General features: G+C 54.2%; 11 protein-coding genes. All 11 read left to right on the forward strand.

Annotated features, from left to right (window positions below; genetic code table 11):
- Entirely contained in the window at window positions 1-1317 is a 1317-nt protein-coding gene (gene murD / locus M987_RS09390) for a UDP-N-acetylmuramoyl-L-alanine--D-glutamate ligase (protein ID WP_014068898.1), read from the forward strand.
- On the forward strand, window positions 1317-2561 hold the full coding sequence (ftsW, locus tag M987_RS09395; protein WP_014068899.1) for a cell division protein FtsW: 1245 nt from the start codon (window positions 1317-1319) through the stop codon (window positions 2559-2561). The genes murD and ftsW overlap by 1 nt, the downstream gene beginning before the upstream one ends.
- A complete protein-coding gene (murG, locus tag M987_RS09400) occupies window positions 2558-3622 on the forward strand; it encodes an undecaprenyldiphospho-muramoylpentapeptide beta-N-acetylglucosaminyltransferase (protein ID WP_014068900.1) in 1065 nt (354 codons plus the stop codon). The genes ftsW and murG overlap by 4 nt, the downstream gene beginning before the upstream one ends.
- Window positions 3623-3681: 59 nt before the next feature.
- Window positions 3682-5157, forward strand: coding sequence for a UDP-N-acetylmuramate--L-alanine ligase (gene murC / locus M987_RS09405; RefSeq protein WP_014068901.1), 1476 nt, complete (start codon window positions 3682-3684; stop codon window positions 5155-5157).
- Window positions 5150-6070: a D-alanine--D-alanine ligase gene (locus tag M987_RS09410; RefSeq protein WP_014068902.1), complete on the forward strand. Its 921-nt coding sequence runs from the start codon at window positions 5150-5152 to the stop codon at window positions 6068-6070. Before murC ends, M987_RS09410 begins: the two co-directional genes overlap by 8 nt.
- A gap of 1 nt (window position 6071) precedes the next feature.
- Window positions 6072-6914, forward strand: a complete 843-nt coding sequence (gene ftsQ, locus M987_RS09415) for a cell division protein FtsQ (RefSeq protein ID WP_014068903.1) — start codon at window positions 6072-6074, stop codon at window positions 6912-6914.
- Window positions 6911-8167 (forward strand): cell division protein FtsA, encoded by a 1257-nt coding sequence (gene ftsA / locus M987_RS09420; RefSeq protein WP_010426970.1) that lies wholly within the window; start codon window positions 6911-6913, stop codon window positions 8165-8167. The genes ftsQ and ftsA overlap by 4 nt, the downstream gene beginning before the upstream one ends.
- A gap of 63 nt (window positions 8168-8230) precedes the next feature.
- Entirely contained in the window at window positions 8231-9382 is a 1152-nt protein-coding gene (gene ftsZ, locus M987_RS09425) for a cell division protein FtsZ (protein ID WP_014068904.1), read from the forward strand.
- 101 nt (window positions 9383-9483) lie between these two features.
- Window positions 9484-10401, forward strand: a complete 918-nt coding sequence (gene lpxC, locus M987_RS09430) for a UDP-3-O-acyl-N-acetylglucosamine deacetylase (protein ID WP_014068905.1) — start codon at window positions 9484-9486, stop codon at window positions 10399-10401.
- A gap of 279 nt (window positions 10402-10680) precedes the next feature.
- A complete protein-coding gene (gene secM, locus M987_RS09435) occupies window positions 10681-11184 on the forward strand; it encodes a secA translation cis-regulator SecM (protein WP_074392808.1) in 504 nt (167 codons plus the stop codon).
- Window positions 11185-11242: 58 nt separating this feature from the next.
- Complete coding sequence (gene secA / locus M987_RS09440) at window positions 11243-13948, forward strand: preprotein translocase subunit SecA (protein WP_014068907.1); 2706 nt, start codon at window positions 11243-11245, stop codon at window positions 13946-13948.
- Window positions 13949-13977: the final 29 nt, after the last annotated feature.

Consider the following 13977-nt stretch of genomic DNA (forward strand, 5'->3'; position numbering starts at 1 on the left):
ATGGCAGATTACCAGGGCAAAAAAGTCGTCATCATCGGGTTGGGCCTTACCGGTCTTTCCTGCGTGGACTTTTTCCTCGCACGTGGCGTGACGCCGCGCGTGATGGATACGCGTGTCTCTCCGCCGGGTCTGGACAAACTGCCGGAACAGGTTGAACGCCACCTTGGTGGTCTGAATGATGACTGGCTGCTGGCAGCCGATCTGATTATTGCAAGCCCGGGTATGGCGCTGGCGCATCCGTCACTGAGCGCTGCTGCTGACGCGGGTGTTGAGATTGTGGGTGATATCGAGCTGTTTTGCCGCGAGGCGCAGGCGCCTGTTATTGCCATCACCGGCTCTAACGGCAAAAGCACCGTCACCACGCTGGTGGGCGAGATGGCGAAAGCCGCGGGCATGAACGTCGGCGTTGGCGGGAATATCGGCCTGCCTGCACTGATGCTTCTGGATCAGGACTGTGAGCTGTATGTTCTGGAACTTTCCAGCTTCCAGTTGGAAACTACCTCAAGCCTTCAGGCTGCCGCCGCGACAATCCTGAACGTGACCGAAGATCATATGGATCGCTATCCGTTTGGTCTGCAACAGTACCGCGCCGCTAAGTTACGCATCTATGAAAATGCCAAAGTGTGTGTCGTCAACGCTGATGATGCACTGACGATGCCGGTGCGCGGTGCAGATGAGCGCTGCATCAGCTTTGGTATCACCATGGGTGATTATCATCTGAACCGCCAACTGGGTGAAACCTGGCTGCGCGTGAAAGGTGAGAAAGTGTTGAACGTGAAAGAGATGAAACTTTCCGGCCAGCATAACTACACCAATGCTCTGGCGGCACTGGCACTGGCGGACGCCGTTGGTTTACCGCGCTCTTCCAGCCTGAAAGCGCTGACCACCTTCACCGGCCTTGCGCACCGCTTCCAGCTGGCGCTGGAGCATAATGGCGTGCGCTGGATTAACGACTCCAAAGCCACTAACGTGGGGAGCACAGAAGCCGCGCTGAACGGTCTGCATGTTGATGGCACGCTGCATCTGCTGCTTGGCGGAGACGGTAAATCGGCCGATTTCTCGTCGCTGAAGCGTTATCTTTCGGGAGACAACATCCGCCTTTACTGCTTTGGCCGGGACGGTAGTGAACTGGCTGAACTGCGTCCGGACATTGCTGAACAGACCGAGACAATGGAACAGGCAATGCGCCTCATTGCTCCACGCGTGAAACCTGGAGACATGGTGCTGCTTTCTCCGGCCTGTGCCAGCCTCGATCAGTTTAAGAATTTCGAACAGCGTGGTGATGTCTTTACCCGCCTGGCGAAGGAGTTAGGCTGATGCGTTTATCTCTCCCTCGCCTGAAAATGCCGCGCTTGCCAGGATTTGGGATCCTGGCGTGGCTGTTTGCGGCACTTAAGGGCTGGGTGATGGGCTCTCGTCAGAAGGATAACGACAGCCTGATCATGTACGATCGCACGCTCTTCTGGTTAACCATGGGGCTGGCGGCGGTCGGTTTTATTATGGTGACGTCGGCATCAATGCCTGTGGGGCAGCGACTGGCGAACGATCCGTTCCTGTTTGCCAAGCGTGATGGCCTGTACATCATTCTGGCGTTCTGCCTGTCGCTGGTGACCTTACGTCTGCCGATGGAGTTCTGGCAACGCCACAGCACGGCGATGTTGATCGCCTCGATCATTATGCTGTTGATCGTACTTGTGGTGGGTAGCTCCGTAAACGGGGCATCGCGCTGGATTGCGTTTGGCCCGCTGCGTATTCAGCCTGCGGAATTCACCAAGCTTTCACTGTTCTGCTATCTGGCTAACTACCTGGTCCGTAAAGTGGATGAAGTGCGTAATAACCTGCGCGGCTTCTTAAAACCGATGGGCGTTATCCTGGTTCTGGCAGTGTTACTGCTGGCTCAGCCGGACCTCGGTACGGTGGTGGTACTGTTTGTCACCACGCTGGCGATGCTGTTCCTGGCAGGCGCGAAGCTGTGGCAGTTCATCGCCATCATCGGCATGGGGATTTCAGCGGTTGTCCTGCTGATCCTCGCTGAGCCGTATCGTATCCGCCGCGTAACCTCATTCTGGAACCCATGGGAAGACCCGTTCGGCAGCGGCTATCAGCTGACTCAGTCGCTGATGGCGTTTGGCCGCGGTGAAGTCTGGGGGCAAGGCCTGGGGAATTCCGTTCAAAAGCTGGAGTATTTACCCGAAGCGCATACTGACTTCATCTTCTCCATTATTGCGGAAGAACTGGGTTATATCGGTGTGGTACTCGCGCTTTTAATGGTATTCTTCGTCGCTTTCCGTGCCATGTCGATTGGCCGAAAAGCGCTGGAAATCGATCACCGCTTCTCAGGTTTCTTAGCCTGCTCAATTGGTATTTGGTTTAGCTTCCAGGCACTGGTAAACGTAGGGGCCGCAGCAGGTATGCTGCCGACCAAGGGCCTGACGTTGCCGTTAATCAGTTATGGTGGTTCCAGTCTGTTAATCATGTCGACGGCCATCATGTTGTTGTTACGCATAGATTATGAAACGCGTCTGGAAAAAGCCCAGGCGTTTACACGAGGTTCACGATGAATCAACCGAAGCGGTTAATGGTGATGGCAGGCGGTACCGGCGGACATGTGTTCCCGGGGCTTGCGGTTGCGCACCATTTAATGGATCAGGGCTGGCAGGTACGCTGGCTGGGAACCGCAGACCGCATGGAGGCCGATCTGGTACCCAAACACGGTATCGAGATCGACTTCATTCGTATTTCTGGACTTCGTGGCAAAGGTATCAAAGCTCAGCTTCTGGCTCCGGTGCGTATTTTTAACGCCTGGCGTCAGGCGCGCACCATCATGAAGCGCTTTAAGCCGGATGTGGTGCTGGGGATGGGCGGTTATGTTTCGGGTCCTGGCGGTTTGGCCGCGTGGTCGCTGGGTATTCCGGTTGTACTGCACGAGCAGAACGGCATCGCCGGGCTGACCAACAAATGGCTGGCGAAAATCGCCACCAAGGTGATGCAGGCCTTCCCGGGTGCATTTCCGAAAGCTGACGTAGTGGGTAACCCGGTACGCGTCGATGTGCTGGCTCTGCCGTTGCCCGATGCGCGCCTGACTGGGCGTGAAGGCCCGGTACGTGTGCTGGTGGTGGGCGGCTCTCAGGGCGCGCGCATTCTTAACCAGACGATGCCGCAGGTTGCCGCAAAACTGGGTGATGCCGTTACCATCTGGCACCAGAGCGGAAAAGGCGCTCAGCAGACCGTTGAGCAGGATTACGTTGCCGCAGGTCAGCCGCAGCATAAAGTCACCGAATTTATCGATGATATGGCCGCAGCCTATGCCTGGGCCGATGTCGTTGTCTGCCGCTCTGGCGCGCTGACGGTGAGTGAAATCGCCGCCGCAGGTCTGCCAGCGCTGTTTGTGCCGTTCCAGCACAAAGACCGACAGCAGTACTGGAATGCGCTGCCGCTTGAGAAAGCCGGTGCCGCGAAAATTTTCGAGCAGCCACAATTTACCGCTGATGCGGTCGCCACCACCCTGGCGGGCTGGAACAGAGACGCATTGCTGGAGATGGCACAACGCGCACGCGCGACCGCTATCCCCGATGCGACGGAGCGGGTGGCAAATGAAGTGAGTCTGGCAGCTCAGGCTTAACCCTCGCAGCGCGTGTTGCGCTGCACGATTTTTTTGAAGTAGTCGATGGCGTTTAGAGAATGAATACACAACAACTGGCGAAACTGCGTTCAATCGTGCCCGAGATGCGTCGCGTCCGGCACATTCACTTCGTTGGCATCGGTGGTGCTGGCATGGGCGGTATTGCCGAAGTGTTAGCTAACGAAGGTTACCAGATCAGTGGTTCCGACCTGGCTCCAAACCCTGTTACGCAGCAGCTGGCGTCGCTTGGGGCGACTATCTATTTCAACCATCGCCCGGAAAATGTGCGCGATGCGAGCGTTGTTGTGGTTTCCAGCGCAATTTCTGCGGATAACCCGGAAATTGTTGCCGCGCATGAAGCGCGTATCCCGGTGATCCGTCGCGCGGAAATGCTGGCGGAGTTAATGCGTTTCCGTCACGGCATTGCGATTGCCGGCACGCACGGTAAAACCACCACCACAGCGATGGTTTCCAGCATTTATGCTGAAGCGGGTCTTGATCCGACCTTCGTTAACGGTGGCCTGGTGAAAGCAGCCGGTGTACATGCGCGCCTGGGTCACAGCCGTTACCTGATTGCTGAAGCAGACGAAAGCGATGCATCGTTCCTGCACTTGCAGCCGATGGTGGCGATTGTCACCAACATCGAAGCTGACCACATGGATACCTACCAGGGCGACTTCGAAAATTTAAAACAGACTTTTATCAACTTCCTGCACAACCTGCCGTTCTATGGTCGTGCGGTGATGTGTGTTGACGATCCGGTGATTCGCGAGCTGCTGCCGCGCGTAGGCCGTCAAATTACCACGTATGGTTTTAGCGAAGATGCTGATGTTCGCGTGGAAGATTACAAGCAAATTGGTGCGCAGGGGCATTTCACTCTGGCGCGTCAGGATAAAGAGCTGCTGCACGTTACGCTCAACGCCCCAGGACGCCATAACGCTCTGAACGCGGCGGCAGCGGTTGCGGTAGCCACTGAAGAAGGCATTGATGACAACGCGATCCTGCGTGCGCTGGAGAGCTTCCAGGGTACCGGGCGCCGTTTCGACTTCCTGGGGGAATTCCCGCTGGAAGAAGTGAACGGTAAAACGGGCTCTGCAATGCTGGTGGACGATTACGGACACCATCCGACCGAAGTGGACGCGACCATCAAAGCCGCACGTGCAGGCTGGCCGGATAAGAATCTGGTGATGATCTTCCAGCCACACCGCTTCACCCGTACCCGCGATCTGTATGACGATTTCGCTAACGTGCTGTCGCAGGTGGATACGCTGCTGATGCTGGATGTTTACTCCGCGGGCGAAACGCCTATCCCGGGTGCGGACAGCCGTTCATTGTGTCGCACTATTCGTGGTCGCGGAAAAGTTGACCCAATTCTGGTGTCTGACCCTGCCCAGGCGGCGGAGATTCTGGCTCCGGTTCTGACGGGTAACGATCTGATTCTGATTCAGGGTGCGGGAAATATCGGCAAAATCGCCCGTACCTTAGCCGAAATCAAACTGAAGCCGCAAACTCAGGAGGACGAGCGTCATGGCTGATAAGATTGCTGTCCTGTTTGGCGGCACCTCCGCCGAGCGCGAGGTTTCCCTGAATTCTGGCGCTGCCGTACTGGCGGGCCTGCGTGAAGGTGGCGTCAATGCGCATCCGGTCGATCCGAAAGAGACGGATGTAACGCAACTGAAAGCGATGGGCTTTGATAAAGTCTTTATCGCGCTGCATGGCCGTGGCGGCGAAGACGGCACCCTGCAAGGGCTTCTGGATTTAATCGGGATGCCATACACCGGCAGCGGCGTGATGGCCTCCGCGATTTCTATGGATAAACTGCGCAGCAAACTGCTGTGGCAGGGGGCCGGTCTTCCTGTCGCACCATGGGTTGCGCTGACGCGTCGTGATTTTGAAATGGGCCTGTCGGACAGCGTTAATACCCGCATTGCCGAACTGGGGTTACCGGTTATTGTAAAGCCGAGCCGTGAAGGGTCGAGTGTGGGAATGTCGAAAGTCGATAAAGCGCAGGATTTATCTTCCGCTTTAGCGCTGGCATTTCAACATGATGAAGAAGTTCTGATAGAAAAATGGCTCAGCGGACCGGAATTTACCGTTGCGATGCTTGGTGAAGAAATTTTACCGTCAATTCGTATCCAACCCGCCGGAACCTTCTATGATTATGAAGCGAAGTATCTCTCTGATGAGACGCAATATTTCTGCCCAAGTGGTCTTGAAGCTGAACGTGAAGCAGATTTACAGTCCCTGGTGCTTAAAGCCTGGAATGTATTGGGCTGCCGTGGATGGGGACGCATTGATGTGATGCTCGACAGCGACGGGCAATTTTACTTGCTGGAAGCAAATACCTCCCCTGGCATGACCAGCCATAGCCTTGTGCCGATGGCCGCGCGTCAGGCGGGAATGAGCTTCTCGCAATTAGTCGTACGTATTCTGGACCAGGCGGGCTGATATGTCTCAGGCTGCATTGAACACGCGCAACCGCGATGACGAAGAAGAATATTCTTCTTCACGGCGGAGTAATGGAACGCGTCTTGCAGGGATTATATTCCTGCTCGGTGTGCTGTGTACCGTGTTTATCAGCGGCTGGATGGTGCTGGGCTGGATGGAAGATGCGCAGCGTTTACCGCTCTCGAAACTGGCGGTAACGGGTGAGCGTCACTACACGCGTAACGATGATATTCGCCAGTCGATTCTGGCACTGGGCCCGCCTGGGACCTTTATGACGCAGGACGTCAATATTATCCAGAGCCAGATTGAACGTCTGCCGTGGATAAAACAGGCGAGTGTAAGAAAGCAATGGCCTGATGAATTGAAGATTCATCTGGTTGAATATGTGCCCATTGCGCGTTGGAATGATCAGCACATGGTTGACGTAGATGGAAATTCCTTCACCGTCCCAGGCGATCGTGTCAACAAGCAAAATTTACCGATGTTGTATGGCCCGGAAGGTAGCGAAAACGAAGTCTTGCAAGGTTTTCGCGATATGGGGCAGGTGCTGGCTAAGGACCGGTTTACGTTAAAAGATGCAGCAATGACGGCGCGCCGTTCATGGCAACTGACATTAACGAATGGCATCAAGCTCAACTTTGGCCGCGGCGACACGATGAAACGTCTGGCGCGTTTTGTAGAACTTTACCCGGTTTTACAGCAGCAGGCACAGACTGACGGCAAACGGATAAGCTACGTTGATTTGCGCTATGACTCAGGCGCAGCAGTCGGTTGGGTACCGGCTCCGGTCGAGGAACCTAATCAGCAACAGAATCAGGCACAGGTACAGGCAGAACAACAATGATCAAGGCGACGGACAGAAAACTGGTAGTTGGACTGGAGATTGGCACCGCGAAGGTTGCCGCTTTAGTAGGGGAAGTTCTGCCCGACGGTATGGTCAATATCATTGGCGTGGGCAGCTGCCCGTCCCGTGGTATGGATAAAGGTGGGGTAAACGATCTTGAGTCGGTGGTGAAGTGCGTACAGCGCGCCATCGATCAGGCGGAATTGATGGCTGATTGCCAGATTTCATCTGTCTATCTGGCCCTCTCTGGTAAGCACATCAGCTGCCAGAACGAGATAGGTATGGTGCCTATCTCAGAAGAAGAAGTGACGCAGGAAGACGTTGAAAACGTAGTGCATACGGCGAAATCCGTCCGTGTTCGCGATGAACATCGCGTGCTGCACGTCATCCCGCAGGAATATGCGATTGACTACCAGGAAGGGATCAAGAACCCCGTCGGTCTTTCCGGCGTGCGAATGCAGGCAAAAGTGCACTTGATCACATGTCACAACGATATGGCGAAGAACATCGTGAAAGCCGTTGAACGTTGTGGCCTGAAAGTTGACCAACTTATTTTCGCCGGTCTGGCGGCAAGCTATTCCGTGCTGACCGAAGACGAACGTGAACTGGGCGTCTGTGTGGTCGATATTGGTGGTGGTACTATGGACATGGCCGTTTATACCGGCGGTGCTCTGCGCCACACCAAAGTGATCCCTTACGCAGGGAACGTTGTGACCAGCGATATTGCTTATGCCTTTGGTACGCCACCGAGCGATGCAGAGGCGATCAAAGTGCGCCATGGCTGTGCACTGGGATCTATCGTTGGCAAAGATGAGAGCGTTGAAGTGCCAAGCGTAGGTGGTCGTCCACCGCGTAGCCTGCAACGCCAGACGTTGGCAGAGGTGATTGAGCCGCGTTATACCGAGCTGCTCAACCTGGTCAACGAAGAGATTTTGCAGTTACAGGAACAACTTCGCCAGCAGGGTGTGAAACATCATCTTGCAGCGGGGATTGTATTAACCGGCGGTGCAGCGCAAATTGAAGGTCTTGCGGCCTGTGCTCAGCGCGTGTTCCATACCCAGGTACGTATTGGCGCACCACTGAATATCACCGGTTTAACGGATTACGCTCAGGAGCCGTACTATTCAACGGCCGTGGGCCTGCTTCATTATGGGAAAGAATCCCATCTCAGTGGCGAAGCAGAAGTGGAAAAGCGCGTATCAGTGGGGTCGTGGGTCAAACGACTTAACACCTGGTTGCGAAAAGAGTTTTAATTTTTTTAAGAGACCGGAGAGAATTAGCGGTCTCGGGCGACAGGCACAACGGAGAGAGAAATTATGTTTGAACCTATGGAACTGACCAACGACGCGGTGATTAAAGTCATCGGCGTCGGTGGTGGCGGCGGTAACGCTGTAGAGCATATGGTGCGTGAGCGTATCGAAGGCGTTGAATTCTTTGCGGTCAACACTGATGCACAGGCACTGCGTAAGACGGCTGTAGGCCAGACTATTCAGATCGGTGGTGGTATTACCAAAGGTCTGGGCGCGGGGGCTAACCCTGAAGTCGGCCGTAATGCAGCTGAAGAAGATCGTGAAGCACTGCGTGCTGCGCTGGACGGTGCGGACATGGTGTTTATCGCAGCAGGTATGGGCGGTGGTACTGGTACCGGCGCGGCGCCTGTTGTTGCCGAAGTGGCAAAAGATTTAGGTATCCTGACCGTTGCTGTCGTGACGAAGCCTTTCAACTTTGAAGGCAAGAAGCGTATGGCATTCGCGGAGCAGGGTATCACTGAGCTGTCCAAACATGTGGACTCTCTGATCACTATCCCGAACGACAAGCTGTTGAAAGTTCTGGGTCGCGGTATTTCCCTGCTGGACGCTTTTGGCGCTGCAAACGACGTGCTGAAAGGTGCGGTTCAGGGTATCGCTGAACTGATTACCCGTCCTGGTCTGATGAACGTTGACTTTGCAGACGTTCGCACCGTGATGTCCGAAATGGGCTACGCGATGATGGGCTCTGGCGTGGCGAGCGGTGAAGACCGTGCAGAAGAAGCGGCTGAAATGGCTATCTCTTCTCCACTGCTGGAAGATATCGACCTGTCTGGTGCGCGCGGCGTGCTGGTCAACATCACCGCTGGCTTTGACCTGCGTCTGGATGAGTTCGAAACGGTGGGTAACACCATTCGTGCGTTCGCTTCTGACAACGCGACTGTGGTAATCGGTACTTCCCTTGACCCGGAAATGAACGACGAACTGCGCGTAACGGTTGTTGCCACCGGTATCGGTATGGACAAGCGTCCTGAGATTACCCTGGTGACCAACAAGCAGGCTCAGCAGCCAGTGATGGACCGCTACCAGCAGCACGGTATGGCTCCGCTGACTCAAGAGCAGAAACCGGCCGCGAAAGTGGTAAACGACACGACTCCGCAAACGGCGAAAGAACCAGATTATCTGGATATCCCAGCGTTCCTGCGTAAGCAAGCTGACTAAGAATTGGCTGGAATTTGGGGATTTTCGCTCTTTGTGCTAAACTGGCCCACCGTTAGTGATATACACTCTCGGTTGGATAGTTAATTTGGCGAGATTATACGATGATCAAACAAAGGACACTTAAACGTATCGTTCAGGCGACTGGCGTCGGTTTACATACCGGCAAAAAAGTCACACTGACGTTGCGCCCTGCGCCGGCCAATACCGGGGTCATCTATCGTCGCACCGACTTGAATCCACCGGTAGATTTTCCGGCTGATGCCAAATCTGTGCGTGATACTATGCTCTGTACTTGCCTGGTGAACGAGCATGACGTGCGGATTTCTACCGTAGAGCACCTGAATGCCGCCCTGGCGGGTCTGGGTATCGACAACATCATTGTTGAAGTCGATGCGCCAGAAATCCCGATCATGGATGGTAGTGCTGCTCCGTTCGTTTATTTGCTGCTGGATGCCGGCATCGAAGAACTGAACTGCGCGAAGAAATTTGTTCGCATCAAAGACACCGTTCGTGTCGAAGATGGCGACAAATGGGCTGAATTCAAGCCGTACAATGGTTTCTCGCTGGACTTTACCATCGACTTTAACCATCCGGCGATTGATGCCAGTACTCAGCGTTATGCGATGAACTTCTCTGCTGATGCGTTTATGCGTCAGATCAGTCGTGCTCGCACGTTTGGCTTCATGCGTGATATCGAATATTTGCAGTCCCGTGGCCTGTGCCTGGGCGGCAGCTTCGATTGTGCCATCGTTGTTGACGATTATCGCGTACTGAATGAAGACGGCCTGCGTTTTGAAGATGAATTCGTTCGTCACAAAATGCTGGATGCAATTGGCGACCTGTTCATGTGTGGTCACAACATCATTGGTGCATTTACCGCGTTTAAATCCGGTCATGCACTGAACAACAAATTGTTGCAGGCAGTCCTGGCTAAACAGGAAGCCTGGGAATATGTGACCTTCGAAGACGAAGCTGAACTGCCACTGGCGTTCAAAGCACCGACTATGGTCCTGGCGTAACGGTTCGAGCCGTTTCGTAAAAAATCGACTGGTTAACCTGGTACTCTCTCCGACCAGGGAGACCAGTCGTTTTTATTTTTACCCTTCTTCATTTTTGCCCCTGGTCCCTCAATCCTTTACCATACGTTGAAAATCTGTGCGTTAGCTGCATTCTTGACCGTTTTTGCCTGCTGCAATACGTCATTCCTGCTGATGTGCTTTGGCTTTAGTGGTAATATCTGGGCGCTAAAAAGAATAACTGAACTCAGCCTGTACGGGCTGGCTTATGTGGTGGAGCAAGTGAGCGGAATACTGACGCGCTGGCGACAATTTGGCAGACGTTACTTCTGGCCGCATCTCTTATTAGGGATGGTCGCGGCGAGCCTCGGCTTGCCTGTGCTCAGCAACAGCGCTGAAGCGGCGACGCCGACAAAGACCACCACCACAAAACACGACCTCTCCACGCGGGTTAATTTTACTAACCTCGCGTTGCTTGAAGCTAATCGCCGGCCAAATTTCTCGGTTGATTACTGGCACCAGCACGCCATTCGTACGGTTATCCGTCATCTTTCGTTTGCAATGGCGCCACAGGCAATGCCTGTTGCCGAAGAAACGCTGCCGGTTCAGGCCCAACATCTCGCACTGCTGGACACGCTCAATGCGTTGCTGACGCAAGACAGCCAGCCGCCAGTTATTGTTCGCCAGCAGGCAAAAAACCGTTTTGTTCCTCCCGCGACGTTTACCGTCTCAACATGGATTAGCCAGGTTCAGGGCATCCGTGCCGGGCCTCAACGCCTCAGCTAAATTAACCTTTTCAATACCTTAATTTATCTGCCCACAATGGGGCGTTTGAGAATTTATTATGTTAATCAAATTATTAACCAAAGTTTTCGGTAGTCGTAACGATCGTACCCTGCGCCGTATGCGCAAAGCTGTCACTGTTATCAACGGTATGGAACCGGCGATGGAGAAGCTCTCTGATGATGAGCTGAAAGCCAAAACCGGGGAATTCCGTGCGCGTCTGGAAAAAGGTGAATCCTTAGAAAGCCTGATCCCGGAAGCCTTTGCCGTCGTCCGTGAAGCAAGTAAGCGTGTGTTTGGAATGCGCCACTTCGACGTACAGCTGCTGGGTGGTATGGTTCTGAACGAACGCTGCATCGCAGAAATGCGTACCGGTGAAGGTAAAACCCTGACCGCAACCTTGCCTGCTTACCTGAACGCGCTGTCTGGCAAAGGCGTTCACGTTGTTACCGTCAACGACTACCTGGCGCAGCGTGACGCCGAAAACAACCGTCCACTGTTCGAATTCTTAGGCATGACCGTGGGTATCAACATGTCCGGACTGCCAGCACCGGCTAAGCGTGATGCCTATAACGCGGATATCACTTACGGTACGAACAACGAATACGGCTTCGACTACCTGCGCGACAACATGGCATTTAGCCCTGAAGAGCGTGTACAGCGTAAACTGCACTATGCGCTGGTGGATGAGGTGGACTCCATTCTGATCGACGAAGCGCGTACTCCGCTTATCATCTCTGGCCCGGCTGAAGACAGCTCCGAGATGTACCGTAAAGTCGACAAAATCATTCCACACCTGCTGCGTCAGGAAAAAGAAGACTCCGATACTTTCCAGGGCGAAGGCCACTTCTCCGTGGATGAAAAAGCGCGTCAGGTTAACCTGACGGAACGCGGCCTGGTGAAAATTGAAGAGCTGCTGGTTGCTCAGGGCATCATGGACGAGGGCGAGTCACTGTACTCCCCGAGCAATATTATGCTGATGCACCACGTAACTGCGGCACTGCGCGCTCATGCGCTGTTTACCCGCGACGTGGATTACATCGTAAAAGACGGTGAAGTTATCATCGTTGATGAACACACCGGTCGTACCATGCAGGGTCGTCGCTGGTCCGATGGTCTGCACCAGGCTGTTGAAGCCAAAGAAGGTGTGGATATTCAAAATGAAAACCAGACGCTGGCATCCATCACCTTCCAGAACTACTTCCGTCTGTACGAGAAGCTGGCAGGGATGACCGGTACCGCAGATACCGAAGCGTTTGAATTCAGCTCCATCTACAAACTGGATACCGTGGTTGTTCCTACTAACCGTCCGATGATCCGTAAGGATATGCCGGATCTGGTTTACATGACTGAAGCGGAAAAAATCCAGGCGATCATTGAAGACATTCGCGATCGTACCGCGGCTGGTCAACCGGTTCTGGTGGGTACCATTTCCATCGAGAAATCCGAAGTGGTCTCTAATGAACTGACCAAAGCGGGCATTAAACACAACGTACTGAACGCCAAGTTCCACGCCAAAGAAGCCGATATCGTTGCGCAGGCGGGTTACCCAGCGGCGGTGACCATCGCCACCAACATGGCGGGTCGTGGTACCGATATTATGCTCGGCGGTAGCTGGCAGGCTGAAGTTGCTGAGCTGGAAGACCCAACGCCAGAACAGATTGCTCAGATCAAAGCTGACTGGCAGGTGCGTCACGATGCGGTTCTGGCTTCCGGTGGTTTACACATCATTGGTACCGAACGTCACGAATCTCGTCGTATCGATAACCAGCTGCGTGGTCGTGCGGGTCGTCAGGGTGATGCCGGTTCTTCCCGCTTCTACCTGTCTATGGAAGATGCACTGATGCGTATTTTCGCCTCTGACCGTGTATCCGGCATGATGCGTAAACTGGGCATGAAGCCTGGCGAAGCGATTGAACACCCGTGGGTCACTAAAGCGATTGCTAACGCTCAGCGCAAAGTTGAAAGCCGTAACTTCGACATTCGTAAGCAGCTGCTGGAATATGATGACGTGGCTAACGATCAGCGTCGCGCCATCTACACCCAGCGTAACGAACTGTTGGACGTGTCCGACGTGAGCGAAACCATCAACAGCATCCGTGAAGATGTGTTCAAAGCGACCATCGATGGCCACATTCCGCCGCAGTCCCTGGAAGAAATGTGGGATGTCGAAGGCTTGCAGGAACGTCTGAAAAACGACTTCGACCTTGAACTGCCAATCAAAGAGTGGCTGGACAAAGAGCCGGAACTGCATGAAGAAACCCTGCGCGAACGTATTTTCGAAACCGCGCTGGAAGTTTACAAGCGTAAAGAAGAAGTGGTTGGCGCTGAGATGATGCGTCACTTTGAGAAAGGCGTCATGCTGCAAACGCTGGACTCCCTGTGGAAAGAGCACCTGGCGGCGATGGATTACCTGCGCCAGGGTATCCACCTGCGTGGCTATGCGCAGAAGGATCCGAAACAGGAATACAAACGCGAATCCTTCGCCATGTTTGCTTCCATGCTGGAGTCACTGAAGTATGAAGTGATCAGCACCCTGAGCAAAGTTCAGGTGCGGATGCCGGAAGAAGTAGAAGCGATGGAGCAGCAGCGTCGTGAAGAAGCGGAGCGCCTGGCGCAGATGCAACAGCTGAGCCACCAGACAGACGACAGCGAAGCGGCTGCGGCTATCGCGGCACAAACCGGTGACCGTAAAGTCGGGCGTAACGATCCGTGCCCATGCGGCTCCGGTAAAAAATACAAGGCGTGCCACGGTCGTCTGAGCTAAGAACGTAACATAATCTAAAAGGCGCAGAA

The organism is Enterobacter soli ATCC BAA-2102 (assembly GCF_001654845.1).
In the GTDB taxonomy this organism is placed as follows: domain Bacteria; phylum Pseudomonadota; class Gammaproteobacteria; order Enterobacterales; family Enterobacteriaceae; genus Enterobacter; species Enterobacter soli.